Origin of the sequence: Streptomyces crystallinus (assembly GCF_039521265.1) — a bacterium.
Classification (GTDB): Bacteria; Actinomycetota; Actinomycetes; order Streptomycetales; family Streptomycetaceae; genus Streptomyces; species Streptomyces crystallinus.
This window is the reverse complement of record NZ_BAAACA010000038.1, coordinates 192,593-219,427: the sequence shown is the minus strand read 5'-3', so window position 1 is coordinate 219,427 and position 26,835 is coordinate 192,593. Positions and strand designations below refer to the sequence as shown.

15 protein-coding genes are annotated in these 26,835 nt (G+C 67.6%); 7 read left to right on the top strand and 8 right to left on the bottom strand.

The window, feature by feature from the left end; genetic code table 11:
• Positions 1 to 165: 165 nt before the first annotated feature.
• From ABD236_RS27080 to ABD236_RS27070, 3 genes are all read right to left on the bottom strand, one after another.
• Entirely contained in the window at positions 166 to 594 is a 429-nt protein-coding gene (locus ABD236_RS27080; RefSeq protein WP_344077893.1) for a VOC family protein, read from the bottom strand.
• Between the two features lie 948 nt (positions 595 to 1,542).
• Positions 1,543 to 2,175, bottom strand: coding sequence for an RHS repeat-associated core domain-containing protein (locus ABD236_RS27075; protein WP_344077890.1), 633 nt, complete (start codon positions 2,173 to 2,175; stop codon positions 1,543 to 1,545).
• Between the two features lie 778 nt (positions 2,176 to 2,953).
• The gene (locus tag ABD236_RS27070; protein ID WP_344077887.1) at positions 2,954 to 3,877 is read right to left on the bottom strand and encodes a hypothetical protein; all 924 of its coding nucleotides are present in this window, start codon (positions 3,875 to 3,877) and stop codon (positions 2,954 to 2,956) included.
• A 930-nt stretch (positions 3,878 to 4,807) separates the two neighbouring features.
• On the opposite strand from ABD236_RS27070, the gene ABD236_RS27065 reads away from it, so the two are divergent.
• Together ABD236_RS27065 and ABD236_RS27060 are read left to right on the top strand one after the other, a co-directional pair.
• A complete protein-coding gene (locus tag ABD236_RS27065) occupies positions 4,808 to 5,875 on the top strand; it encodes a glycosyltransferase family 39 protein (RefSeq protein ID WP_344077885.1) in 1,068 nt (355 codons plus the stop codon).
• Positions 5,876 to 6,144: 269 nt separating this feature from the next.
• Positions 6,145 to 7,089: a hypothetical protein gene (locus tag ABD236_RS27060; protein ID WP_344077882.1), complete on the top strand. Its 945-nt coding sequence runs from the start codon at positions 6,145 to 6,147 to the stop codon at positions 7,087 to 7,089.
• Positions 7,090 to 7,093: 4 nt separating this feature from the next.
• On the opposite strand, the gene ABD236_RS27055 is transcribed toward ABD236_RS27060, so the two are convergent.
• Positions 7,094 to 7,762 carry a hypothetical protein gene (locus tag ABD236_RS27055; protein ID WP_344077880.1) on the bottom strand — a complete coding sequence of 223 codons (669 nt, stop codon included), beginning with the start codon at positions 7,760 to 7,762 and terminating at the stop codon, positions 7,094 to 7,096.
• A 35-nt stretch (positions 7,763 to 7,797) separates the two neighbouring features.
• Complete coding sequence (locus tag ABD236_RS27050; RefSeq protein WP_344077879.1) at positions 7,798 to 11,856, bottom strand: polymorphic toxin-type HINT domain-containing protein; 4,059 nt, start codon at positions 11,854 to 11,856, stop codon at positions 7,798 to 7,800.
• 414 nt (positions 11,857 to 12,270) lie between these two features.
• On the opposite strand from ABD236_RS27050, the gene ABD236_RS27045 reads away from it, so the two are divergent.
• The 4 genes from ABD236_RS27045 (at position 12,271) to ABD236_RS27030 (ending at position 19,262) form a co-directional block, all read left to right on the top strand.
• On the top strand, positions 12,271 to 12,780 hold the full coding sequence (locus ABD236_RS27045; RefSeq protein ID WP_344077877.1) for a hypothetical protein: 510 nt from the start codon (positions 12,271 to 12,273) through the stop codon (positions 12,778 to 12,780).
• 206 nt (positions 12,781 to 12,986) lie between these two features.
• On the top strand, positions 12,987 to 14,432 hold the full coding sequence (locus tag ABD236_RS27040) for an FG-GAP-like repeat-containing protein (protein ID WP_344077875.1): 1,446 nt from the start codon (positions 12,987 to 12,989) through the stop codon (positions 14,430 to 14,432).
• 694 nt (positions 14,433 to 15,126) lie between these two features.
• On the top strand, positions 15,127 to 16,932 hold the full coding sequence (locus ABD236_RS27035) for an FG-GAP-like repeat-containing protein (RefSeq protein ID WP_344077873.1): 1,806 nt from the start codon (positions 15,127 to 15,129) through the stop codon (positions 16,930 to 16,932).
• A 299-nt stretch (positions 16,933 to 17,231) separates the two neighbouring features.
• Complete coding sequence (locus tag ABD236_RS27030; protein ID WP_344077871.1) at positions 17,232 to 19,262, top strand: FG-GAP-like repeat-containing protein; 2,031 nt, start codon at positions 17,232 to 17,234, stop codon at positions 19,260 to 19,262.
• Positions 19,263 to 19,597: 335 nt separating this feature from the next.
• On the opposite strand, the gene ABD236_RS27025 is transcribed toward ABD236_RS27030, so the two are convergent.
• The 3 genes from ABD236_RS27025 to ABD236_RS27015 form a co-directional block, all read right to left on the bottom strand.
• On the bottom strand, positions 19,598 to 20,074 hold the full coding sequence (locus ABD236_RS27025; RefSeq protein ID WP_344077870.1) for a hypothetical protein: 477 nt from the start codon (positions 20,072 to 20,074) through the stop codon (positions 19,598 to 19,600).
• 231 nt (positions 20,075 to 20,305) lie between these two features.
• Positions 20,306 to 20,659 (bottom strand): hypothetical protein, encoded by a 354-nt coding sequence (locus ABD236_RS27020; RefSeq protein WP_344077868.1) that lies wholly within the window; start codon positions 20,657 to 20,659, stop codon positions 20,306 to 20,308.
• Positions 20,649 to 25,916 (bottom strand): RHS repeat-associated core domain-containing protein, encoded by a 5,268-nt coding sequence (locus ABD236_RS27015; protein ID WP_344077866.1) that lies wholly within the window; start codon positions 25,914 to 25,916, stop codon positions 20,649 to 20,651. Before ABD236_RS27015 ends, ABD236_RS27020 begins: the two co-directional genes overlap by 11 nt.
• A 60-nt stretch (positions 25,917 to 25,976) precedes the next feature.
• Between ABD236_RS27015 and ABD236_RS27010 the strand changes: the two genes are divergently transcribed.
• Positions 25,977 to 26,216: a hypothetical protein gene (locus ABD236_RS27010; RefSeq protein ID WP_344077864.1), complete on the top strand. Its 240-nt coding sequence runs from the start codon at positions 25,977 to 25,979 to the stop codon at positions 26,214 to 26,216.
• Positions 26,217 to 26,835: the final 619 nt, after the last annotated feature.

Here is a 26,835-nt window from a genome sequence, read left to right as displayed (position 1 = left end):
AAGCCCCCTCCGATCGGGTTTCCTCCGGTGGTGCATACCGCTTCAGGTTCAAGCTAGGAGGCGGGGGCAGTCGCCGGAGGCGCGATCGTGTCCTATGGCCGAAAAGCAGCCTCCGGCCCGGCGCCCGCGATCGCCCGGTTCCGCCTCCTCGCCTCCCCCGGGCGATCAGTCGATACAGAACTCGTTGCCCTCGATGTCCAGCATCGGGATGCACGAGTCACTGCCGTCGTACAGCGTTTGCACATGGACCGCTCCGAGCGGTGTCAGCCGATTGCATTCGGCCTCGAGAGCGGCGAGGCGTTCCTCACCCACGAGTCCCGTGCCGACCCGCACATCGAGATGCACCCGGTTCTTGGCGGCCTTTCCCTCAGGAACGCGCTGGAAGTACAGACGCGGGCCCACACCCGAGGGATCGACGCAGGCGAACCACGCGTCCCGCTCCTCCGGCGACTGCGAACGCTTGAACTCGTCCCACGTGGCGAACCCTGCGGGCGGCGGCGGAACGACGTAGCCCAGCACCTCGCACCAGAAGCGGGCGAGGCGCTCGGGTTCCGCGCAGTCGAAGGTGACCTGGAACGTCCTGATCTTTGACATCAGCGCACGGTACCGCCTGGCGGAAGGCCCCCGCCGCTCAATTGATCCAGTCCCCCACCCTTCGCGCAGGTCTCATCGATGCCCAACGCGCCGTGGGGCACTTGCTCCTGGACTTGGCGGACGGCGGGCGGCGCCGTGGTGCGCGCCTTCGCCCAGGGGCCCACTCGCGTGCTCAAGGGCCAAGCACCGCGCTCAGTCAGAGGCGCGTCTTCACATGACAGAAAATCGAACAGGGGGTCTAATTCAGCCATGGTGCGAACCCACTTCCCCCACGATCTTCTGGCAGCTCAGACAGCTTGGTACGCCGTCTACGACCAGCTCGCCCCGCACAGCCGAGGGCAGCGACGCGCACCGCCGGGGTCGATGCGGTGGTGGGGTCGCCTTCGACGTAGAGGCAGGGACTCTTTTTCGGATTTTTCAGCTCTATATGCAACTTTAGGCTATTTCTAGGGTTCGACGAATACCCTCGCATCCCTCCCATGCACTGAACGGCTCCTAATCGCTGCCGAGACCCTTGGCGGTCTTGAGACCCATGAGCGGAGTCGGCCGTCGCATTGGTTGGGAAATTCCGTGCACAACTGCTCGACATCCGGTTATTGCTGCCGAAAAAGATGACCAGATAGATCTCGAGTGTCGCGCGGCAAGCGAACACGGGCTGCCCGAAGTCGCCACTAGTCCGGCTGTTCCCCCTTCACGTTTCGAATATACATGAACGCAGCCCCGTAAATACAGGAAATTAGAACAAGAAGGCCCCACCCCCCCGTGTTCCCGATTACAATGAGAACTATGGAAAGAATTACGCCGAGGACAAAGAAGGCGGTGGAAAACTGCATCCACCTTCTGACTCCTGCTCGCTGCTCGACGGACCATCCAATACGGGGCATCGGAACCATCCTTGCTGTCTGTTCAAGGGCCGGGCGCGGTGCGCCCGGCCCTTGACTGGGGGAGCTAACCACCGCTGACCAAATTCGATGCGATCTGACCGGAGCTCCACGCAATCGCGTAGCACCCCAGGGAGGCTGCCACGGAGCCACCAAGCGTGACAGGTGCTGACGCTGTGGCAGCACCGGAACAGGCGGCGAATGCCAGGCCGCCTACCACAGCGCCCGCGACGTCACCCCAAAGGCCCTGTGTATCGCCTTGAGCCAAGTGCGCTGCGCCTGTGATCACGTCACCGACCGGTCCAAGTGCGTCAGCCACGCCGCTGAGGCTGATCAGCCCCTGAGGATCGATGCGGTTGGCCGGGTCGCCTTCGGCGTAGAGGTAGGGGTTCTTCTCCCGGCCCGACGGGTCGGGTTGGGTGAAGCGGCCAAGGTTCGGGTCGTAGTAGCGGGCGCCGAGGTGGTAGAGGCCGGTGGGGTCCTTGTAGCCCGCCGCCAAACGGTACGGCTGGGAGAACTTCTCCGTCGCCGTGCGCTCCGCGCCTCGGGGCGTGTAGGTGTAGCTCTTCACCTTCGTGCCCGTGTCGTCGGTGAGCGCGATGACGGATCCGAGCGCGTCGGTGAGGTAGTACAGCGAACTGGCCCCGGTCGTCATGGAGTTGAGGGTGCCCTGCGGTTCGCGGACGAATCCCGTGTCCACGCCGCCCAGGCTTGTGCCGGCAGGAGGACAGAAAGGTCCCTCGCGGTGGCTGCCGTCAGCAGGGCATCGACGCCATCGGAGGCCCGCCGCCAGTACCCGCCGCTGTGGCACTGCCGGACGGCGGCCCCAAGGTCCCCTCGGACGAGCCGCACGAAGGCGGCCAACGCACGCTGGGCGGCCTGCATGAAAGCCAAGGGGTTCACCTACGCCACCCCATGGGCGGCTTGCATCAGTCCGAAGTGGAGATCGTCGGCGGCTGAGTCACCCTCGCGGGAGAGCCCTCACACGGCGAAGGGGATCCTCGCTGCCACAGCCGACGCAAACCTGATTGGTGTCGCCGTAGCCGTCGAGATCGCGTACGACCGTCAGTACATCGAGGCGCACGCGGCCCAACTCGCCGCGTTCAAGCGCAGGCTTGACGACCAACTGGGGGCCGCCGCGCGTTTGGCGGGCTCCGGCCCTGCTTGAGGGGTCGTAGGGGGCGTTCGGGCGACGGATGCCGAGCCGTGCTAGCGGGTCGGTCAGTCGTCCTCACGTCCGATCGAACGTGGGGCGGGGGCCCTCGGGATCGTCCCCAGCAACAACGGCTGCGCCTGCGCCAACGGTCACCCTCTCGTTCGCCATCACGCCGGCGGTGTCGCCGACTTCCGCCCCGCCACCGGTTTCGGCGGCATCGGCGCGAGGGTGTCGGGCAGTGGCTGGACGGGCGCGCCCCCGGGGCCCGTTGACGGAAACGGTGTTCCTCCGCTCCCGACAGCGGGCTCCGAGAACGTGTGCGTCAGTGTGTCCGCGTCCGGCGGTCGCGGGTCTTCAGGAAGAGTCCCGTGCCGAGGGCGACTGCGATCGCGCCGGTGCCGGCCGCCCACGGGAGGACACCGCCCGTTCCGGTGGCGGCCAGGTTGCCGCCGGAGTTTCCGGTGTCACCGGCGGTGGCCGGTGCGCCGGTTGTGTGGGCGGTCGATGTCGGCTTGGAGCCGCCGTCCGGGGCGGGGTGGGTGCTGGGGGTGCCCGACGGCTTCGGCGGGGCCGGGGTCCGAGTCGGCTTCGGCTTCGGCTTGTCGGTGTCCGGCTTGCCCGACTCCGTCTTGCTCGGGGTGGGCTTGGGGCTGGGGGTGGGAAGGGTCCACTTCCAGTGATGGAAGGGGTACCGGTCCGGCTCGCGGTCGGGCCCGGGGTTGGCGACGCCCGGGTAGATGAACCCGCTGACCGCCTTGTCGGTCAGCAGCCACGCCTCGTAACGCAGCCGGAGCTGGATGGACACCTTTCCGCCCTGCGGCATCGTCGGGACGTCGAGAGAGAACTCGTTGAAGTTGTCCCGGCCGGGCTTGCGCTCGAGCGACTTCCAGGAACCGCTCTCCGTCCGCTGCTCGAACCTGATGGTGCCCTCGATGTCCTTCTCCGGCGGGACGTGCATGTTCGTACCCGTCACGAAGAACAGCCGCATCCCGGACAGCTCGCCGGGGTCCGGGTTGCTCAGGTCCAGTCGCAGCTCGAGCCACTGCCCCGGGACGACGCTCGTGTCGCTGGTCAGGGTCAGCGGCACCGCCGGGAGCTTCTTCTCCACGGTGGGCTTGTCCCCTGCCTCCGGCTGCACGGCCGCGATGGGCTCGGCTGCCGGGCCCGCGAACGCGGGCGGGGCCAGCAGGACGACCGGCGCGACTGCCGTGGCCAGGACGGCAGCCGCGAGGTGCTGGAACTTCATGCGGGGAAACCTCAGTTACTTCAGGAGCTGATCAGCGCGTGATCGTTGATCGTTGATCGCGGAATTTCGATCACTCTAGGCCGAAATACACATAAGTCGTGAGCGGTTAAGTCAACTAATCGGGGTGGTAGCACTGATACGCGGGGCTATGTGCATGTTTGGGCTGGTCGGCGTTGTGCGGCACGTCACCATCCGGAGCCCATGACGATCCGTGGCGCCCGGGTCCCGCCCGACCCGCCTCAGCCCAGGTATGTGGGGGCGCAGGGGCAAGGATGCCGCCGTCGCGCCGGCGACGGATTCGGCGTGGTCGCTGCCCGACTCGAGGCCGGTGTCGTCAGGATTCCTCGGGCCCGTTGCCCCAGGGCTGAACGCCACGGCCGGGCACCGTCCGGCCCCCGGCCGTTGGCGGTACGGTGCCCGCCTCGGTGCCGGAGTGGTGGGGTAATCTCACCGCTGCTGCCAGGCGTCCAGGAGTGGATGGAACTGGTGGCGCATGCGTCGTACGGGTAGCTGCCGAACCGCCACCGCATGAGCGGGCAGCGCTCACAGCGCGCACGAACGCACCGCTGACCTCCGCCTCGCATCCACATGCGAGGGACCTTGCTGTGCCCAGCACGGGCCTGCCGTCGTCTTCGAATCCTCCGTCGCCGCGCGGCGGGACCGTGCCCCCATGTCGACGAAGAAGGCGCCCGCGGCAGGCAGCGCGCCTTGACGGAACTTCTGGACGGAAATGTGACAGGGACCCAGATACGCCCCGACGTGCCCCGCAGTCGAGGAGGCCGACGCGCGGCCCCTGCACTCGGGCGCATACAGACGGCACGGCGCGCCGCAGCCGCATCATGGCGACGGGCCCGAGCAGCGTTGCTGCTGCACGTCGGACTGCGCCTCATAGGCATCGGCATGGTGGGCATATGGGGGCATCGCAAGGGAGTGGGGTTGCATGAAGTCCTGGCCACCCGGTGGGACTCGGTCTACTACCTGAACATCGCCGACCACGGCTACACCAGCCCGATGGTGCCCGGCTGCGGTCTCGGCGGCCCCACCTGCAAACTCGCCTTCTTCCCGCTATACCCAACCCTGATACGCGCCGTCTCCGCCATCACCGGGCTCCCGGCCAGCTGGGCCGCCTGGGCGATATCGCTGGCCGCCTCACTCCTCGCGGCTTGGGGTATCTTCGCCGTCGCCGAGAAGCTGTACGGCGCACGGGTCGCCCTGTTCACCGTCGCCCTGTACGCGATCGTGCCGCACGCCCTCGTACAGTCCATGGCCTACACCGAGCCGGTCTTCACCGCCCTCGCGGCCTGGGCCCTGTACGCGGTGCTCACCCGGTCCTGGCTCACCGCAGGCACACTCGCACTGCTCGCCGGAGCAACCCGCCCCTCCGGCCTTGCCGTCATCGCCGCCATCACCGTCGGGGCGGGCTGGCAACTCCTGTCCGCGGCGGGTAAGCGTTCCACCGAGCCCCTTCCCGCGCGCGGCCGCCGCGCCCGCAAACGTCCCACGGGGCGTTTGTACGCCGCGATAGCCCTGGCACCCCTTGGCTGGGCGGCCTTCGTCCTCTGGGTCGGACACCGCATGAACCGCTGGGACGGCTACTTCGCCGAACAGGAACAGTGGGGCTCCACCTTCGACGGAGGCGCCTTCACCGCCCAACGCCTGCGCGACCTGTTCACCCATCCCCAACTCTCCCTCAACGACGTCGTGGTCGCCGCCACCATCGTCACCGCCGTCATCTTGCTCGGCGTCCTCGCGCTGCGCCGCCCACCCTTGGCTGTCTGGATCTACGCCGCTGCCCTGGTCCTCATCACCGTCGGCGGCGCCGGCTTCTTCCAATCCAGGGCCCGCTTCCTCCTTCCCGCATTCCCTCTCCTGTTCCCCCTCGCCACGGCTCTCGCTCGCGCGCGCACCACCACCGTCTACGCCGTCCTCACCGGCACCGCTCTCGTCTCTGCCTTCTACAGCGGCTACCTCACCATGGTGTGGACCCACTCCCCTTGACGGCCGCGCAGACCGGTCGCGGACAGGGCCCCGGCCATCCCCCACCATGCGACCGGCCCCAGGGGCGACCTCCGCAGGCCGCCCTGTGAGAGGTCTTCCAGAAAGCCACCACCTTGAACATGTTCAGATTCAGGCCTCATCGCAGGTAGAGCTGCTGTAAGGTCAAGTCACTCGCATGGGGGTGAAGCCGGGGGGCTTTCCTTTCGCCGTTAATCACGCCGCGCCGCGCGGTGGCTTCCCCATGCCGCAACACCCTTGGGGAGCACATCTTGAGACGTCACACACTCGTGCGCAGTGCCGTTGCCGTTGTCACGGCGATCGGCGCAGCGGTCTGCCTCACACCTCTGATGGCAGCACCGGCCGTTGCGGCAGACGCGGTGCCCTCTGAGGTGACGATTCCCGCCGAGCAGTACGCGCTTGACGATGCCGCCACCCTCATCAGCGCAGGCGACAGTGGCGTCCTGGGCGGCACCTACCAGGGTGCGCACCGCAACTACCAGAGCGATTTTCGGTGGATCCCGTACGCCGACGGCGCCGTCAGGGCGATTCCACATGATCACTTCCACTACCAGGCCATCGGCACGAACTCCGACTACGTGGGCCTGTACGGCAATGATGCGACCGGAAACTTCCTCGTCGAGCTGCGTGACATGCGCGACGGCACGTCGAAGACGGTCTACCTGCCGCCCTACCACCGTCTCGGCGGAGCCTTCAGCGACACCGTGATGACCGCGACCTCCGCGTCCGCTCCGGGCGGGGAAGGCCGGTACCTGCTGACCGCGGAGAACGGCAAGACCGTCACTCGGCGGGTGACCGGCTTCCCCGACGGTGCGAAGCTGCCCTTGGCTCCCGTGTACCGCAACGCAAAGGGCGTGCTCAGCTCGTATGAACTGGAGGGAGCGCAGCACTACTTCTGGCTCGACTCCAGTGCCCAGGCGCGCCCGATCGGCCTGAGCGCGACGACGGAAGCTGTGTCGACGCTTCTCACCGGCGAGAAGGTGGTGCGCCTACTGAAGGACGGCACAGTCCAGGTGTGGGGACTGACCGCCGACACCCGCCCCGAGCGCGAGTTCCACATCGCCTCTCAAAAGGGCGACCACCTGCTGGGAGTGCTCGGCGAGCAGGCGCTGCTCGCCCGGCCGATCTCCGCAGCATCTGCTGCAGAAAAGAAGGCGGGTGTACCGGGGCTCATTCCCCAGCACACCCGCTGGTAGGAGATTATCCGATCATTCCCTGATCATGGAGCCATTCAATGTCTCGCATATATTCCGGGAATTTCTTTGATCGCTTCGGGGCCACCGCTACGAACGAGTCAAATGGGGTCAGCGTGAATCGGCTGGCCCAAATTCCCGCGAATCCAGGGAGATCCCTCGGTTGGATTCCCTGAAATTTTTCACGCTTCAGGAGAACCTGTGATTCCGGATCATATCGCACCAGTTCGCCAGGAACGCCATAGAATTCGGCGTCGACGAAGCTAGCCTCGGAGATGTCGAGAGCCCACTCGACCTCTCGATACTTCTCAACCATGCCTTGGGTGAAGCGTTCCTCGTCGGGGTGCGTTGAGAGCGGCGGCCCCACGGTGATGGTCCCGATCTTCCCCTTAAGGACGACACGGCTGAGTACGCACCCGTCAAGGCTGTGCGCCTGCTTCGCCTTCAAATCATTCACGGTTACGTTCTCGAAGTAGACTCCTTGGACAGCACAGCGATCCATGGTGCACCGGTCAAGGAGCACGTCCCGGACCTCGAGTCCAAACGTCGGGTCGTCGAACTGGGCGAGAACGCAGGAGCGCAGCGTGGCGCCTGCCAGCTCCACGTTCGAGTACTTCTTTCCAGACCCGATGACCCGGGCCCCTTCGATGGTTTCGCCTTCAACGCGAAGTGCCATGGATCCCCTGCTTTCCCTCGGTGGTGTTCTCCATCTTAGCTTCCCAGCTGGAAAATCTCGGCTAGGTCGGCGTTCGATGGGCTCGGGTACGTGAATATCTGGTACCCGCTAGTGATGTAGGAACGCCGCATGTGGTCATCCCATGAGCTTCGACTTGGCCCCGTGATGTCAACATCGAATGTCTTTCCGTCCACCGTGATACGGAAGTCGGCAACCGGCTTCCCTGGCATCGAATTGCCGAGGTGGGTGATGTTTCCATCACTGAGGACCTCGACGTCTCGGGCTATTCCCCGCTCCAGGGCAGTTCCATAGAACATACGCATCAACCACGGGTCCTTTTTGGCCCTGTCGAGTTCACCTTGCGTCAAGAGCCTTCGGAATTGATCCGGTGTCATGTTGGCCACACGTCCCATGGCTGCCTTGATGCGTGAGTAGCTTGCCTGGCCAGGGACACCGAGCTGTCCGATGGGGTTCTTGCACTCGGAGTTATGTACGAGGACCGGGGTCGTTCCCGCCAGGACGTAGAAGCTGTGCAGGTCGTCGACGGTGAGAGTGTAGGTGCGCGCGTGCTGGTTGAAGGCACGGTTGGCTTCGACCTGGACGGTGGTGCCGTCTGCACTGAGGAGGGTGTCGCCGGGCTCCAGTGCGCTCGCGTTGAGCCACTGGTGAGCCGAGGGGCTCCAGAACGGGTGCTCGTAGGTGGCGGTGATCTTCTCGAGGCCCTTGGGGGTTTTGAGAGTCAGCTCGTTGAAGTGCTTGTCGTCCTCGGTGACGATCAGCTGGGTGACCTTGCGGCGGCCCGTTTCGCCCGTGAGCGGGTCCGTCGCGAGGACCTCGTCGCCGGCCTGAATGTCCTCGATGCTCTTGGTAGTGCGGTCGCCCAGGAGGACCTTGGTTCCGGGCAGGAAGCACCTGGTGCATCCCGAGGCGATGTCGCTCAGGCCGTCAGCGACCTTGCCCAGGAGCTTGAGCTTCTGGGCAAGGACCTGGTCCTGCATCAGGTTGGCGCAGGCGTCCATGTCGTAATCGAGGAGGCAGCCCTCGACCTGACCGATGCCGAGGATGTCTTTTTCCAGTTTCCAGAGTTGCTTGGTGACCTGTTCGAAAGCCGGGCCGCGGGCGAGGACATCGCAGTAGGCTTCGTGGTGCTGACACCACCGGCCGGGGTTCTCCTGGGCCTCACAGCCGAGGATGCCGCACCGGTAGCGCTCGCGGGCCTGTTCGGCCGGGTCGTTGCGTCGGGCCTCTTCTTCGGCCCTGAGCTTGGTCTGGGCGATCTTCAGCGTGTCCTTGGCCGCAGCGAGAGCCTCCTTTGCGCTTTTGCCGGCAGCGGTGGCTGAAGCGCGGGCTTCATTGGCCGCATTCCATGCTGTGGCCGCAGCGGTACGGGCTCCTTGGACGGACACTTGGGCTTCAGCTGCGGACTCGGTGGCCCGGCCTGCTGCCTGCGCGGCGCCAGCGGCTGCGTTACGGGCGACCTTCGCGGAGGCTGCGGCGGCAGCCGCGGAGGTTTCGGCCTGCTTGGCGGAGGCATCGGCCTTGTCGGCGTAGTCCTTTGCCTTCTTCTTGGACTCGGCGGCTTCCCTGGCCGCCTTGTCCGCTTCGTCTGCATACTTTCGGGCAAGGGCAGCGAACTGGCGGGCGTTGGCGGCGTTCTCCTGTGCCGTGGCAGCGACACCCGCCGCGTCCGAGATCAGCTGTTCTACCTGAGCCACATGGGTGGCGGCGAGCTTGTCCTTCTGCTGGGCCTTGTACTGGCCGATCTGGATGAACGCATGCAGCTGCGGGGCCGCGCCTTCCAGAGCGATCCGGGCAGCGCTGCTGACCTCAGGGGCCCCGCCGTCCACCAGCTGTGCTGCGCGGACCCGTTCGTCCTCGTAGCGGGCGGCATACTGGCCGGTGGCCAGGAAGTCTCGGTACTTGAGAGGGTTGCCGGAATTGAGGGCGGCTCGTCCCGCTTCCTGTACGCCGCGACCGCCGCCGTCGATAACCTTGGCTATCTCGACGCGAAGGTCCTCTTCTGCTGCCTGAAACTGGCCGGCGGAAAGGAACGCGGCGACCGCCGCGTCGTCGCCCTGGAGCGCCTTCTCGGCCGTGTCACGAACCTTTTGGAGGGGGCTTCCGCTGGCCAGATCTTCAGCCTGGTCGCGCTGCTCTTGGGCTATCGCATCCTTCCAGCCGGTACGCACGTAGTCCACGACGTCGTCATCCGTGCCGGAGAGCGCCGCTTCTGCTGCGGCAATGCCCCACGAGCCACGGAGCTGCAGCGCCAGCAGCGCCGACTTACGCCCCTGGATGGCGGTCGTTTTGAGGTCGGCGCCGGGCTGGGCGGCTTCCATGCCCAGGCGCTCCAGCTCGGTGTCGAGGTCCTTGACCCGCTGGGCGTTCGCAGCCTTTTTGGCCTGGTCCTTCTGTTCCTTGGCCTTGAGGTCGCGTGCGCTTTCGATGGCGGCGTTGGTCCGGGCGGTCAGGCCCTCGGACTCGATCTGGAGTGCCAGATCGTGAGCGGTCTGCGCCTTGGTGACTGCGGCGGTCGCTTCATCGGCGGCGTCGGTGGCGGCCTTCGCGTGGGATTCGGCCTGGGTTGCGGCCCGGTCCGCCTCGCCCGCGTGATCCGCTGCGTCCTCGGCTGCCTTGGCGGCGTTCTCGGCGTGGTTGGCCGCGGAATTGGCCGCGTCACGCGATTCGCCAGCGGCGGTAGCGGCTCTATGGGCAAGGGCTTCGGCTGCCTTGGCGGCACGACTGGCTTCGCGGGCATGCCGTCGCGCGGCGTCGGCGGCGGCCCTGGCCTCGGCACCAGCAGCACTGGCAGCGCTGAGGTATCCGCTCGCCTCGGTGGCGGCGTCGGCGGCGGCATCGGCGTTGCCTCCGGCGCTGACCGCGTCCGATGCGGCCTTACCGGCGGCGGTCGCGGCAACACTGGCCTGGTCGGCCGCCGTCGCGGCCAAGCGAGCGCCCTTGGCCGCAGTGCGGGCGCCGGTGGCGGCGTCTCTCGCGTCCTGGGCCTTGGCCTTGTCCTTAGCCGCGTTGTTTGCTGCCTGCTGGGCCCTGGCGGCAGCGTTCGCGGCGCCAGCAGCGGCTGAAGCCGCCTGGGAGGATGCGTTCGCTGCGATGCGGGCGGAGTTGTTGGCGGCGTGCGCGGCGCTGATGGCCTGCTGCGCAGCGGCGGCAGCCTGGCTGGCGGCGGAAGCGGCCTCCTTCGCCTTGGCTGCGGCCTTGTCGGCGTCGCCCTTGGCCTTTGAGGTTTCTTCGGCGGCCTTCTGGGCGTCTTCCTTCGCGGCCTTGGATGCCTTGAACGCGCGGTCCGAGGCGTCCTTGGCGGCCCTCGTCTCGATCGCCGCCTGGCGGCCGGCCTCGCGTGCCTGCTCGGCGAGCTGGGCAACGGTAGCGTGCTCCTGGTCGCGCGAGCGGGCAACATACTGGCCTACCGCGATGAAATCGCGGATGTCGTCCGGGGTGCCTCGCAGAGCGAGCCGTCCAGCTTCCTGGACGTTGGAACCCCCGACGCTGATGATCTGGGCGACCTGGACACGCTCATCCTGGTCACGCTGCTTGTACTGGCCTTCTTGCAGGAAGGCGTCAATGTCGGCGGCGGTGCCATTGAGGGCCTTGCGGCCCGCTTCTTGGACACCGCGGCCGCCGGCGTCGATGGCCTGCGCGACGCGGACGCGCTGGTCCTCCGCCAGCGGGGCCTTCCAGCCGTTCTCGAGGAAGATCTTAAGATCTTCGGGAGTTCCCTTGAGGGCTGCGAGGGCGGCGTCCTGAACCGCCCGTCCGCCGGCGCTGATCAGCTGACCGGCGGCGACTCGGTTGTCCTTGTGCTCTTCCTCGTCCTTGACCTGTTCCAGGAAGTACTTGACGTCGCTGTCGCTGCCGGTGAGGGCGATTTCAGCAGCGGCCTTGACGCCGGCGCCGCCGCTCTTCCACAGTTCCAGGACCCGGCCGCGATCGGTGGGCGGGATCGTCTCCGCGCTCGCAACAGCATTGCCAGTGGTGCCGTCGGCTGCCAGGGCAGGGGCGCTGCCTATCGATATCAGTCCCGCGACCAGCGCGACGGACAGCAACGACACCCATAGGGCCCGCAGCGAACCCATAGCGCCCCCTTTGCCCGATTTAGGCACTCTTCGTTTCACGCGTTACTCATCTCACCCACTGGCTAACAGAGTTGCCAGTCGCCGCATCTCGGCGCCGAGATCATAACCACACCCCTTTACTGGCTCTTCACGTGCGCAACGTGGCTGAAAATTGCCTCAACCCGGTGGCAGGAACGCCCTCTTGGTGCTTCCAAGAGGGCGATTCTGGCTATGGGCGCCGATGCGCGGAGACTTTCACCTGCGGCTATCACTTTGCGGCGCAGCGACGACAGGGCCCTGTCGCGCAGGAGACCGCGATCTAACCCAAGTTGACGATTCTCCGAATGAGGGCTCTACTGTGCGCCGGGGATTTAAACAGCCAATACACAGGCGGGGGGCGCTTGCATGCAGTCACCCCTGCCCGAAAGGACACTGGTGACCTCTTTCGTCCGGAAAAAGCTGCTCATCGCGGGCGCCGTAACCGCTCTCGCCGCAGGCATCACGGTACCGGCCCTGGCAGCCACCGGTGCGCCGACCACGGCCACCACCGCTGACCCTGACACAGCTCCGCCGTCGACGGTCGAAGGCTTCGCCTACCCAGGCGCCGCGAAGATCCTGGCGGACCGGAAGGTCAAGCTCATCAAGGGCGACGGCCATATCGTCCTTGCCGACGCCTGCGACTATTCGCCCCGGCAGATCAAGGTTTGGGGACGCGACCGTGACACGTGCTTCAACGTCAGCGCGTCAACCGGCTATCTGACCCTGGAGATAGAGAAGGTGTGGGGTCTGGAGACCGGCGATCACCCGATTAGTGCCGACCTCACCTCGGAATCGGGCAAGAGCCTGTCTGTCGACGTGCCCAAGGGTAAGTACAAGAGTGTCGGTGAGGGCCAGGCCGGGGCCGACGAGCAGACCACGCTCGTGGAACTCCGCGTCACCGGCTGACCCGACGAAATCCGGTTTGACGCCGCATCCGGGCGTGAGTGTGCCTGCGCCGCTCGAGCCTGTCACCGCGTTGACGTCTGGGCTCGCGGCCAGCGACGCTTCCCGGCCGTCGGACGCCGCCCTGCCCGACTGGGCTCCTACTCTCTCTGCACTCTCCAAGGACCACCATGTTTGCAGTCAGTTCGCGTGCCGCGTGGACGACCAGTTTGCTCGCCACCGCAGTGGGGGCAGGACTTCTGACCGCCGCCCCTGCAACCGCTCTCGCTGGCGACAACGCCAAGGGAAGCGACTACGCCTACACCGCCAAGCTGAACATCAGCGACCGCGCCGCCTGCACCGGTGCCCTCGTCGACCCCCAGTGGGTCATCACCGCCGCGTCCTGCTTCAGTGACGGCGGCAAGCCGGTTCTGGCCGGGAGGCCCGCGGTCAAGACGACCGTGACGGTCGGCCGGGCGGATCTGACCCAGGCAACCGGCAGCGTGCAGGAGGCCGTCGAGCTGGTTCCGCGTGCGGACCGCGATGTCGTGATGGTCAAGCTCGCCCAGCCCGTGCCGGCAAGCGTGGCCAGGCCGGTCAGGGTCGCCGCCAAGGCCGCCGAGGCTGGTGAGCAGTTGCAGGTCGCCGGGTACGGGCGGACCAAGTCCGAGTGGGTGCCCGACAAGCTCCACACCTCCACCTTCACCGTCGCCTCGGTCGACCCCGCCTCCGTGGCACTCAATGGCTCCGACGACGCCGTGATCTGCCAGGGCGACGCCGGCGCCCCCGCCCTGCGCGGCACGGGCGACAGCGCGGAGCTCGTCGCTCTCAACATCCGCTCCTGGCAGGGCGGCTGCCTGGGCACCGACGAGAACGAGAAGCGCACCAGCGCGCTGGATGCCCGTCTCGACAATCTCGCGCCGTGGGTGAGCACGGTGGCGTTCCGGGACGCGGGCGCGGCCCCGGCAGTGACCGTCGCCGGTGACGACAACGGTGATGGTGTCGCCGACCTGTACACCCTCGCCGGCGACAAGACCCTCAGTGTGCGCAGCGGTGCCCGCAACGGGTTGTTCGGCGCGGCCCGGCAGCTCACCGGCGGGTGGAACTTCACCCAGACCGCCGCGGGTGACTTCACCGGCGACCGTCTGGCGGACCTGGTCGCTACCAACACGAGCGGTGACCTGTTCCTGTGGACGGGCAGCAGCAGCGGAATCTACAGCGCGCCCAAGAAGCTGACCGGTGGCTGGGACTTCACCCAGACCATCGCGGGTGACTTCACCGGCGACGGCAAGGTAGATCTCATGGCCCGCACCGCGGGCGGTGACCTGCGCATGTGGTCCGGCAACGGCAACGGCACCTTCGGCGCGCCGCGCCAGATCACCGGCGGCTGGGACTTCACCCAGACCATCGCGGGTGACTTCACCGGCGACGGCAAGGTGGACCTCATGGCCCGCACCGCGGGCGGTGACCTGCGCATGTGGTCCGGCAACGGCAACGGCACCTTCGGCAGCGCGCAGAAGGTGACCGGCGGCTGGAACTTCACGCAGACGGTGGCCGGCGACTTCACCGGCGACGGCAAGGCAGATCTCATGGCCCGCACCGCGGGCGGTGACCTGCGCCTGTGGTCCGGCAACGGCAACGGCACCTTCGGCAGCGCCACCGCACCCGGGCAGTAGCACTTTTATCGCCCGATCAATGCCCTGACCGATGGTCAGCAGGGGTGTCCGTGTGCCTCACGGACACCCCTCACGGCTCTGCACGGCAGCCGTTCTGCGGCCAGTTGCCCCTGGCTTCGTCGCGGCCGCACCGAGCAGGCGCACCTTCGCGTCGTAGCGGCCCCGCACCGAGCCGCCAGGCCATCCGCCCCGTCCCTGCCCCGGTGGGACGAGTACTCGTTACCTGTCTCAACCCGCAAAAGGAGATCTGTTCATGGGCACCCATCGCAAACCCCGGGACCGGCGCAGCACACGAGTGCGCGCGGCGATGGTGGGCATGCACACCGCTGGAATGTCCACCGCGCTGTTCGCCTTCGGCGTGCCCAGCCAGGCAGCCGCACAGCCGTCTCCGGCGGGGCCATCCGCACCCGACGCCGTGCCCTCCCCCACGCAGTCGACCGCCCCCGACGCACAGCCCTCATCTACGGAACCGTCGGTGACCGCCGGGCAGCCCTCGCCCGCAGGCGCGTCCACGGCTGTTGGACGACCTTCACCTACGAGGCCGCCCGCAGCTGCCGGACAGCACGCGCCCGTCAGGTCGTCCGCGGCTGCCGGCCAGGCCTCGAGTGGTGCGTGGACACGGACTTGGGGCACGGCCCTTGCCACCGCGGGCCCCGCCGCCGAGTCGAAGGTCACCGGAGGGCAGACCATCCGCATGGTGGTGCACACCAGCATCGCCGGCAGGACCGCCCGGATCCACCTGGCCAACACCTTCAGCACGGAGCCCGTGACGATCGGGCATGCCACGATCGCCCGCCAGGACAAGGGGGCTTCCGCCCTGGGCGCTCCTGTCTCCTTGACATTCAACGGTTCCCGCCAGGTTGAGATCGCGCCGGGCGCCGGCGTCGACAGCGATGCCGCGGCGTTCCCGGTCAAGGCCGACGAGAACCTCTTGGTCACTCTTTACCTGCCCAGGCCGGTTGCGACGGCTCCGTACCACGAGTACACCCTGACGACGTCCTACGCCTCGGCGCCGGGAGACACCGCTGACCGTGCCACGGCCAGCAGCGGTGCGAGCTTCCCCGCACGCTTTGGCAACTGGGCCTACCTCAGCGGACTGGACGTCACCGCCAGCGCCGGTGGCGGCACGATCGTGGCGATCGGCGACTCGCAGACCGACGGCGGCCACACCACCCCCGACACCAACCGGCGCTGGACCAACGATTACAGCCGGGCCCTGCAGAGATCCGCGCACCCCTTCGGCATCGTCAATGCCGGGATCTCCGGCAACCGGCTCCTCACCGACAGCACGGGGTCCCGTGCCTCCTACGGCCCCTCGGTACTCAACCGGTTCGACCGCGACGCCCTGGCCCAGCCCGGCGTCCAAAAGGTCGTCATCTACGCCGGCGTCAACGACATCCTCTACAACAACGCCACCAGCCAGGCTCTCATCCAGGCCATCCACGACCTCGCCCAGCGCGCACACGCCGCAGGGCTCACCGTGACCGTCGCCACCATTCCCCCCTTCAGGGGCGATCCCGACTACACCGCGGCCAAGGAGCAGATCCGTCAGGAGTTCAACGACTACATACGCACGACCCGGGACATCGACAGCTATGCCGATTTCGACCAGGCCACCCGTGATCCCTTGGATCACACCCGCCTGTTCGCCGGCTACTACACCCGCGGCGACGACCGCCTCCACCTGAACGACAACGGCAACCAGGCCATGGCCAACACCCTGGCGCCTGCCCCGGCCACCCGCCCCGCCCCCCATTTCACGCAGACGAGAGCAGCCGACTTCGACCGCGACGGCACCGCGGACCTCATCGCCCGCGACAGCCGCGGCACCCTCTACCTCTGGCCCGGCAACCAGGACATCGACGCCCCGGGGCGCGGCGACGGAACCTTCGGACGTGTACGCCGCCTGACCGATGGCTGGAACTTCACGCAGACCACTACCGGCGACTTCAACGGCGACGGCAAGATCGACCTCATCGCCCAGGACTCCGCCAAGAACCTCCAGCTGTGGACAGGCCGGGGCAACGGCGGGTTTGACCGCGCCCGCCGCCTGACCGGCGGCTGGAAGTTCACCCAGACCACCGCGGGCGACTTCAACGGCGACGGCAAGATCGACCTCATCGCCCAGGACTCCGCCAAGAACCTCCAGCTGTGGACAGGCCGGGGCAACGGCGGGTTTGACCGCGCCCGCCGCCTGACCGGCGGCTGGGACTTCACCCAGACCACCGCAGGTGACTTCAACGGCGACGGCAGAACCGACCTCGTCGCCCAGGACAGCCGAAGCGACCTCTGGATCTGGAAGGGCAAGGGAGACGGCACCTTCCGCGGCAAGGAACTCCTCAGCCGCAACTGGGCCAGTACCCAGACCACGGCGGGAGCCTTCCGTGGCCCGGGCCGTGACTACCTCATCGCCCGCAGCGACACCACCGGCGACCTCAACCAGTGGATTACCGCAAACCCACAACTCACCAACCCTCTCCGACTCGCCGACAGCTGGTAAGGGGCAACGTTAGAACGGCAGTTCTTCCCCCTGCCTCAAAGGCCCCTTCCGCGTCACCCGAATCCTCGGGCTCTGCCGAGCGATTCAGCCGTGCCGGGCAGCGACGCCGCCCGGCACGCTCCTGACCGGATAGCCCTGGCAAGGCTGCCGCATGCCACCCGTTCCTCCGCTCCGACGGCGGGGGGTGTGCGCGCGTCCGTGCACACCCCCGCCCGGTCGTCTCCCCCACCTGCCTGACACAGCAACCCGTACGAGGAGAACCATCGATGACGCCCTCCCGCCCGCGCAGGTACCGGGGGATGACACGCATACGCGGGACGGTGATGGTGGCGACAGGGCTGTCGGCCGCCCTGTTCGCCGTCGACGCCTCCGCCGCGGCGGCCGTCCAGCGGACCCCGGCGTCCTCGCCGGCCGCCGCCACCCGGTCGGCGGCGGCCGAGTGGACCCGTACCTGGGGCACGGCCCTCGGCGCGGCGGCCCCCGCCGCCGAGTCCAAGGTCACCGGACGGCAGACGATCCGCATGGTGGTGCACACCAGCATCGCCGGCAGCTCCGCACGCATCCATCTGGCCAACACCTTCAGCGCGGAACCCGTGACGATCGGGCACGCCACGATCGCCCGCCAGGACCAGGGAGCCGCTGCCCAAGGCACCCCCGTATCCCTGTCGTTCGGCGGCACGCGCCAGACAGTGATCGCACCGGGCGAGAGCATCGACAGCGACCCTGCGGACTTCCCCGTCAAAGCCGACGAGAACCTCCTCGTCAGCCTGTACCTGCCCGAGCCGGTGACCACCGCGCCGTACCACCAGTACACCCTGACGACTTCGTACGCGTCGGCGCCGGGGGATGACAGCGACCTCGCCGCCGCGAGCGGCGGCAAGAGCTTTCCCGCGCGCTTCCCGCACTGGGCCTACCTCAGCGGGCTGGACGTCACCGCCAGTGCCGGCGGTGGCACCGTCGTGGCGATCGGTGACTCGCAGACCGACGGCGGGCACACCACCCCCGACACCAACCGGCGGTGGACCGACGCCTACAGCCGGGCGCTGCAGCAAGAAGCGCGTCCCAGCGGCGTCGTCAACGCCGGGATCTCCGGCAACCGCCTGCTGACCGACAGCACCGGTACCCGCGCCGTCTACGGGCCCGCCCTGATCCGCCGCTTCGACCGCGACGCCCTGGACCAGCCGGGCGCCACGCACCTGATCCTGTACTCCGGCGTCAACGACGTCCTGTACAACGAGGCCACCAGCGAGGCCCTCGTGGCGGCGGTCCGCGACCTCGCCCAGCGCGCGCACGCCGCCGGCCGCACCCTCACCGTCGCCACCCTCCCCGCGTTCGAGGGGAATCCGGACTACAGCGCGGCCAAGGAGCAGGTCCGCCAGGAGTACAACCGCTACATCCGCACGACCCGGGACATCGACAGTTACGTCGATTTCGACCGGGCCACGCGTGACCCGCTCAACCCCACGCGCCTGTTCGCCGGTTACTACACCCGCGGCGACGACCGGCTGCACCTGAACGACAACGGCAACCAGGCCATGGCCGACGTCCTGGCCCCCGCCCCGGCCACCCGTCCCGCCCCGCGCTACTCCCAGACCACGGCCGCCGACTTCAACCGGGACGGCACCGCGGACCTCATCGCCCGGGACGGCCAAGGCGCGCTTCACCTGTGGCCCGGCAACCAGGACATCGACGCCCCGGGCCACGGCGACGGCACCTTCGGCGGCCCGCGTCAGCTGACCGGGGGCTGGAACTTCACCGAAACCACCGCCGCGGACCTCACCGGCGACGGCAAACCCGACCTCATCGCCAAAGACACCACCAACAACCTCCAGCTGTGGACCGGCAGAGGAGACGGCACCTTCGACCGCCCCCGCCAGCTCACCGCCGGCTGGAACTTCACCGAAACCACCGCCGCCGACTTCACCGGCGACGGCAAACCCGACCTCATCGCCAAAGACACCACCAACAACCTCCAGCTGTGGACCGGCAGAGGAGACGGCACCTTCGACCGCCCCCGCCAGCTCACCGCCGGCTGGAACTTCACCGAAACCACCGCCGCGGACCTCACCGGCGACGGCAAACCCGACCTCATCGCCAAGGACAGCCGGGCCGATCTGTACCTGTGGAGGGCGAACGCCGACGGCACCTTCCGTTCCAAGGAACTCCTGAGCCACGACTGGAACTACACCCAGATCACCTCCGGCGCCTTCCGCGAACCGGGCCGTGACCACCTCATCGCCCGCAGCGACGCCACCGGCGAGCTCGACCAGTGGGTGAACGACGGGACCGCCCAGCTCACCAGCCGGCTGCGGCTCACTGGGGGCTGGTAGCACCCAAAGAACGAGAGACCGCTGATATCGGCGGGCCGCACCTCGCCGAGCGTCCCGCCGAACATGAACGGTTACCTCATGGTGGTCTCTGCCCGTACAAAGCAGCGGGTGCTCTGCGCGAATCTGATCACGAGATTCGGTCACTCCTGACCGGTGGGCTCGCCCGACTAACGAGGTGCGGCAGACTTTCCACGCGGGGAGCCGGGCCCACTTCACCGGCCTCCGCATGCGGCCCCCCGTACCCTCGAGGGTCGCCTCGGGACGCTCGCCCGAACGGCGAACCCCGGCGAGATGTGCTCTCGCCCAGGTCACCGATGCGGGTGCTTCCCTTCACCTCACATGGTCGGTACGGCAAGGCCTGAAGCCAACTCAGGATGCTGGCGCTTCAATTCGTCGACCAGCAGCCGAAGCGGCGAGGTGGTGCTCACATTGGTGGCGACGACCCGAAGCGGCAGCACGATGCTCTCCCCGGACCGCAGCCCCATCCGCACTCCCCGCATCTCAACCTGCTTCCGTGACCCGAGCACTCGGACGTGCGCCTGTTCCTTGACCACAGCTGCCGAGGCGATCTCCTCCACACGGACGGAACCCGACGGCGAGAGGCCGTTCTTCGCCCCACCCCTCGGTGTCTTCCAGGCTATGGCCTCGGCATCGACGCGGACCCAGATTTGAGAGGGTAGCGACAAGAACCGCACGGCGACGAGCAGCGCCAGGAGTCCGAGGAACACCTGAGCCAGGACAGACGACAGACTCACGGCTACCGCGATCAGTGCGCCACTCAAGAAGAGCGTGACGTTTCTTGCTTGTCGCATCGTGTACATTCTGATCTTCAATGGAACTCCATGTAGTGAAGGACTTCACACGCGAAGCCCCTGCGAGTGAGATCAGTCGGCCATCGCACAAGCCACCCACGAGGAAACTTAACGGTTTCTACCTGCAGCAATGGAACTGAAACAGACCCCCCATTCCCAGTCCGTCCCTCACCTCGGGGTGGTCCAGCAAGTAGTCTCACCTGACGGGGCTTCTAGTTTGCTGTCCATATCTCAGCGAGGCAGCTGAGACAGCTTCTGTGCCAGGGGGCCCGGAAACTCAGAGATGTGCGATTCGGCGCAGTACCTCACAGTGCAGGCTGCAGAGACCAACTCCATCGCCGAGTACTCGCCACTCGACAGCATCCTGGCGCACATTCCCAGAGGAACCACAAAATCCGCTTGAGCTTCGTCCGTTAGCGCATCGAGCAAATCAGATTCTTCCGAGAGAACCAGCTCCACGATTGAACTCAAGAGTTCTGTCAGTTCAGAGGCGTCCACTCCACGAGAGAGTTCGACCATGTCGTCGTATTCGGCGAAGCCGAATCGATTGACCCGGAGATGTTCCCTACTCACGTCAATTCCCATCGAAGCTGATTCCCTGATTCCGCAGCCTAGGCTGGCAAACCGTTAGGCAAGGACTGGCGGGGGTGCCATGCGCGCCACCGGGCGGCGAATTCAAACCCCTTACCTTCACCACTTCGAACGATCCCCCTCGCACGCCAACTGCACCCTCGGCCGCCTCGGCCTGGATCAGACACATTGTCTCGGCGCATCCCGCATGGTAACGACCACCACCCTCCGGCGTGAACTGCCGAACAAAGGAATCCACCTCGCCACCGGGGGCTGGCGTCAGATCGTGACCCGAGTGACCAAAGTACGTCTGCCCTGACGGGGACGTATATTTCGCCGCATAGAAGGGGCCGTCAACTTTGTTGTAGCCGGGGCGCAGGCTATCGGCGTAGTCCGCAAGGTCGCAGTTGTGTACGAGGACTGGCGTAGCCCCCGCCAGCACATAGTACGTATGGACGCGCTCGACAGTAAGGTTGTACGTCGTCACCGCTCGCCGGTAGTTGCGGAGTTTGACGACCGTGAGCAGTGTGCCGTCGGGTTCGCGGAGCTTTTCGCCGGGCTTGAGGGCGACCGCGTCGACCCACTGCTTCCGCGTCGCGTCCCAGTACGGATGGTGCTGGGTAGAGGTGACGACCTTGTCGCCCTCTGCCGTGCGGACCGTCGTGTCCGTGAAGTCCTTGTCCGTCAGGGTCACCTCCACGTGGGTGACCTTCTGCGGCTTGGTCGTATTCGTCAGGGGGTCCGTGGCCTGGAGGGTGTCGCCGACCGCTGCCGCTGTCGCCCCGAATGTGGCGCCTTCGGCGGCGCCGGTGGCCGCTGCCATCATGACTCCGGCGCAGGCGACGCCCGCCGGGGTGACGCAGGCCGCGACCACTGCCACGACCACCACGGTGATCACGACGACCACGGCGACCGTCTCGATCTTGTCCCAGACCTTCTGCCACCAGTGGTGGTGCTTGGGCTTCTTGGGCGGTGCGGGGTGGTAGTCGTACACGACGCCGGTCTTGGCGGTGTACGTGGCGTACGCGTCCTCGTTCTTCGTCTCCGGTGTGGAGTCCCGGTTGCACTTCTCCGGGTTGAAGTCGCAGATCGTCTGGCCGGTGGGGTCCGCGTTGTTCAGCGGGGAGTTGTCCGCGTACGCGTAGCCGTTGAGGGCCTGTGGGTCGGCCGCGTCGAAGACCGGGTCCACCGACAGGAATCGGCCGAGGTTCGGGTCGTACTCGCGGGCGCCGAGGTTGGTCAGGCCCGTTTCCGTGTCCACTGTTCCGCCCACGAAGCCCTTGTCGCCGGGCCAGGTGGTGGGTGTCGCATCGCCCCGGTTCTGGCCGAACGGGGTCGTCGGGCGGCGCTGGACCGTGAGCGTCGCGGAGTCCACCGCGACGTTGTCCGTACCGTGCGGGTCGGAGGCCAGGTACGTGAGGCGGCCGTCGCTCGTGCGGGCCAGTGTGAGGGAGCCCGGCACGCCGTAGTAGCGGGTGGCGCTCGTCGTGTCCGCGTCCTTGTTGAGCACCACCTCCGTCCCCGGCAGGTACAGCGTCGACGTCTTCGGGTCGTGGCGCAGCAGTTGGTTGCCGTCCGCGTCGTAGACGAAGTCCGTGCCCTTTTCCGTCTGGGTCTTGGTGACCGTGTCGAGCTTGCCCTCGTCGGTCCAGGTGAAGTTCTGCGTGCCCGCGCCCGTGGTGTGGGCGGTGGTGTTGCCCGTCTCGTCGTAGGCGAAGGTCTCGGTGCTGGTGCCCTTGGCCGGGCTGCTGGCCGTCATCGACTGGACGGCGTGCGGGTGCGGCTGGCCGACCGCCGGGTAGGCCTGCGTGTGGGTGACGTCCTTCGTCGTGTCACCGGTGACGTCGTGGTCGACCTCGCTCGTGCGGTTGCCGGTCAGGTCGTACCCGTACGACTCCCAGTACGGGTTCGGGCCGCCCAGGTTGGCCGCGCTCGGCGTGGTGTTGGCGCAGCCGCCAATGCCGGAGACCTTCGGCGCGGGCTCCGTCGTGGTGCCGCCCTTGTCGGTCCACGCCTCGGTGAGCCGGTTGAGGTAGTCGTAGCTGAAGCACTGCGTGTCGGTCTGGCCGGTGTCCTGGGCGTCCGAGGCCGAGGTGACCGCGCCGGACGCGGTGTAGGTGTAGCTGGTGATGTCGACCGGCGTGGTGCCGTTCTCCTTGTCGAGTGTCGACTTCAGCACCCGGCCGGTGGCGGGGTCGTAGCTGTTGGTCTGCGAGACCTGCTTGGGTACGTCGCCCAGCAGGCTGCGCTGGACCTGGCCGTACGGCGTGTACCACATGCCGCTGATGTAGTCGGCCGCCCCGCCCACCAGCATCGGTTTGCCGGCGAGGTTGTACGAGTAGTAGACGGACTCGGCGGCCAGGCCTCCCGCGGCCGGCATGGTGGCGGTGTCGAGCAGGCCGGTGTTGGGGGTGTAGGCGGCGGTGGTCGTGTAGGTGCCCGCGAGTTTGCCCTCGGCCGCGGGGATCGTGACCGTGCTGCCCGTGGGCCGGTACGCCACGTCGTAGCCGGTGACCGCGTTGGTGTACGCGTTGCCGTTGCTGTAGCGGGTCGACGACGTCGGCTGTCCCTTGGCCAGGGTGTCGTACGTCCACGAGGCCAGCTTGGTGCCGGCCGTCGATCCCGCGTACTCGGCCGTCTTGCGGCCCAGTTCGTCGTAGGTGAACGCGAGTGTCTTGTGGCGGGCGTCCGTGACCGAGGTGAGCCGGTCGAGGTCGTCGTACCCGTAGGTGGTCGTGCCGGTGTCCGGGTCCGTGGAGGAGGACTTACGGCCGCGCTGGTCGTAGGCGGTGCTCCACTTGTTGCCCGCGCTGTCGGTCACCTGGTCCTGGTTGCCGGACGCGTCGTAGTGGTAGCGCGTGACGTCGGACGGGCCGGTGGGCGTGCCGCCGTGGTACTGGCGGAGCTCGACCGTGCGGCCGCGCGCGTCGGTGAGGGTGCTGGTCGCCGAGGCGCCGGGTGGCGGGGTGACGTCGACCCGGTCGACGCCGGGGTACGCGGTGCTGCTGCGCCACTGCTCCACGGCGAGACTGGAGAGGGTCTGCGCCACAGGGCGGCCCATGCCGTCGTAGAACGTGCCGGTCTGGGACGGCACCTGGTCGTCGTTGACCACGAACAGCGACGGGGCCGGGTTGGTGGTGTTGTAGTAGGGGGCGTTGGACTTCACCGTCCAGCCGTGGGTGTCGTAGAAGGTGTCCGACACCAGCCTGCCGGTGCCGCCGTCGGCGCTGCTCTGCTGCTCCTGGCGCAGCCGCAGCAGGCCGTCGTACAGCTTGTAGTCGATCGTGTAGGAGTTGTCCTCGCGGAGCGTCTCGCTGGTGACGACGCTCGGGGTGCCCTTGTTGAGCGCGTAGGTGAAGCGTTTGTTGGCGCTCTTGCCGGCCTTGGGCCGGCCGGGCAGCCAGACGGCCGCGAGCCTGCCGAGCGGGTCGTACGCCACGTCGGTGACGCGGCCGTTGGCGTCGGTCGTGGTCAGCGGGGCCGCACGCAACGGGTCGTACGTCGTGGTGCTCTTCCAGCCGGTCGTGGCCGGGGCCACGACCGGCTGGGTGCTGGTGGCGGAGGTCGGCAGCACGCCGGTCGCCGGGCTGTAGGAGGTGGACGTGGTGGCGCCGAGCGCGTCGGTCACGCTCGTCGCACGGCCGTAGCTGTCGTAGGTGGTGGTCCCGATCGTCTTGAACTGGGCCGTGCCGGAACTGTCGTAGTGGTCGAGGACCTGGGTGGACGTGGCGTCGCCGGTGCCCAGGACGAAGCCGAACGGCTTGTTGTCGTACATGCTGCGGTTGTCCGCGAGGGTGTTGTCCGCGTTCGGCGTGCTGTCACAGCCTCCGGCGATCTTGATGACCTCGGACGGGAAGGCCATCATGTTGGCCCAGGCGTTCGTGTTCTGCGCGTAGCTGGTCTTCGTGCAGACTTCTGGCGTGGCCGCGGTGCCGTCGCCCTTGTCGTCGACCGCGACGACCCGTCCGTCCGTGTCGTACGAGGTGTCGGTCTCCGCGGTGCGCCAGGTCTTGTCGGCGCGCAGCGCACTCGTCTGGACCTTGGCGGTGCCACCGAGCCGGGCGGTCAGGTCGGGCAGACCGGTCCGCTTGTGCGTGGCGGTGACGCGGCCCTCCCAGGGGGTACGGAACGTAGCTTCCTGTACGGATCCGCCGGACGTGTCGTAGGCCCGGCTCTCACGGACGACACCGGCCAGCTGATCGTCGTCGGTCACCGAGACGCCCGCGGAGTCCGTCACGGTGACCGACTTGTGGGAGCCGTCGGCCTTCAGGTCCCCGTTCATGCCGCGCAGGTAGAGGGAGGAGCTCTGCGTCAGTACCTGGGGGGCGGTGCCGGTGTGGGTGACGACCTCGGCGTAGCCGCGGAACTGGCCCCAGCTGCGGTTCTTGGTGTCCATCAGTTCTTCGTCGTCGTGGTGCCAGGCCGCGCCGCCCAGGTACTCGTACGAGGTGGACTTGGCGGCGGCGCCGAGCGTCGAGTTGTCGACCTCGGTGACCTGTTCGACCAGGTACTTGTGGAACCAGTCCAGGGTCGGGTCGCTCGCGCCCTGCGGTACCCAGTACACGGGGTAGCAGGCCATCGTGTTGCTGTCGGGCGAGGCGGGCATATGGGTGCCCTTGACGCACTCCGCCGACCTGTACGTGACGTTGATCTGGGCGCCGGCCTCAGTGACGATCGCCCGGACGCGGTAGCGGTAGATCGGCGGGATGTTGTCGGTGGTCGTGTCGACCCGGTTGGCCAGCCGTGTCCCGTAGAAGGTGACGGGGGGCAGCTTGAGCGCGCCGCCGTCGTTGCCCGTGTGCGTGAGGGAGGCGAGCCACAGTCCCGGCTTGTTGGTGTCGGCGGTGGCCGGGAACTGATGGGTGAGGTCGTAGGTGTCCGCCGGGGCGTAGGTGGTGCCGACCAGCACCTGGGTGGTGATGCCCGCGAGCCGCCTGGTGGTCCAGAACGAGGGTGCGTGGTTCGCACAGGTTCCGGTCGAGCCGCAGTTCTGGTCGAACGGCACATCGGGCCAGTGGCTGGCGGTGGCCGCGGTGGGCGGGGTGTCGGGACACTTGAACGTCGAGTCGGAGACGCAGCGCTCGGACGTGTTGAAGACGATCTGGGCGGCGGCCTTGTTCCCGGCGACCGCGTCCGGGACGCGCTGGCCGTAGGAGATGGTGGTCAGGTAGCCGGCGCGGATGTAGGACGTGAGGGTGTTGGAGGTGCCGCGCGCGTAGTAGTTGGGCTCGGTCTTGTACGTGTACGTCGTGACGTTCTGGTTGGGGTCCACGACGAAGTCGAGGGACCAGCGCCACGCCTGCTGGCACGAGGAGGTGTCGAACGTGCTCCCATGGCAGGGCTCCCCGGGTACTACCGGGGCAGCGGCGACGGCAACGCCCCGTTCCTGTCCCGCAGCCGGGTCGGTGGCGGCTGGCAGGTCTACGACACCCTGTTCGGCGCGGGCGATGTGACCGGGGACGGCCGGGCGGACCTCCTCGCCCGCGACCGGGCCGGCACGCTCTGGCTGTACAAGGGGACCGGCAACCCGAGCGCGCCCTTCGCCTCCCGCACCCGCGTCGGCGGCGGCTGAAACACCTACACCGCCCTCGCCAGCCCCGGAGACCTGTCCGGGCACAACCACGGCGGCAGCCTGCTGGCCCGTGACTGTGACGGCAGGCTCTGGATCTACTTCGCCACCGGGCACCCCGACGCCCCGTTCGAGATATCAGGAGTCAGCAGCTGCTGCCCGGCACGGATCCCGTGGCGGCCAGCAGCTGCTGGTGTCGGTACCGGGGCAAGGCCACAGCTTCCGGTGGTGGACGCCACGAGGGCGATCACGCCCTTGAGAAGTGGCACTGCCGAGGGCGGCACGGGCGAGCTGGACACCCTCGGTCGTCCGGCCGGTGTTGCTGTACTGGCAGGTGAGCGACGACCCGGCGAGGTCCCCCGGCGAGCGTGGGACACCCAGCCTGGCGGGCGGCTCAGACGCTCAGAGGACGCACAGCCACCGCCCCGACCCCCGCCCGCCTGAAGTCTGCGGGCCAGGAGCTCCATCTCGGGAAGAGTCCCCGGCCCCCGAGTATGCCCCCTCCAACACCCGCTCCAGTACCACGTTCGCCTCCGCCGAGCCGATGCTCGGCTCAGTCCGTAGTACCCGCTGACCTTGGTCCATTGCTCCGGGAGGGGCACACGCAACACCGCCGACGTGT

Excerpts from the sequence above, each read along its gene's own strand:
- ABD236_RS27080 (WP_344077893.1), bottom strand. The coding sequence starts at position 594 with ATGTCAAAGATCAGGACGTTCCAGGTCACCTTCGACTGCGCGGAACCC.
- ABD236_RS27070 (WP_344077887.1), bottom strand. The coding sequence starts at position 3,877 with ATGAAGTTCCAGCACCTCGCGGCTGCCGTCCTGGCCACGGCAGTCGCG.
- ABD236_RS27055 (WP_344077880.1), bottom strand. The coding sequence starts at position 7,762 with ATGGCACTTCGCGTTGAAGGCGAAACCATCGAAGGGGCCCGGGTCATC.
- ABD236_RS27050 (WP_344077879.1), bottom strand. The coding sequence starts at position 11,856 with ATGGGTTCGCTGCGGGCCCTATGGGTGTCGTTGCTGTCCGTCGCGCTG.
- ABD236_RS27035 (WP_344077873.1), top strand. The coding sequence starts at position 15,127 with ATGGTGGTGCACACCAGCATCGCCGGCAGGACCGCCCGGATCCACCTG.
- ABD236_RS27030 (WP_344077871.1), top strand. The coding sequence starts at position 17,232 with ATGACACGCATACGCGGGACGGTGATGGTGGCGACAGGGCTGTCGGCC.
- ABD236_RS27025 (WP_344077870.1), bottom strand. The coding sequence starts at position 20,074 with ATGCGACAAGCAAGAAACGTCACGCTCTTCTTGAGTGGCGCACTGATC.
- ABD236_RS27020 (WP_344077868.1), bottom strand. The coding sequence starts at position 20,659 with ATGGGAATTGACGTGAGTAGGGAACATCTCCGGGTCAATCGATTCGGC.
- ABD236_RS27010 (WP_344077864.1), top strand. The coding sequence starts at position 25,977 with ATGGCAGGGCTCCCCGGGTACTACCGGGGCAGCGGCGACGGCAACGCC.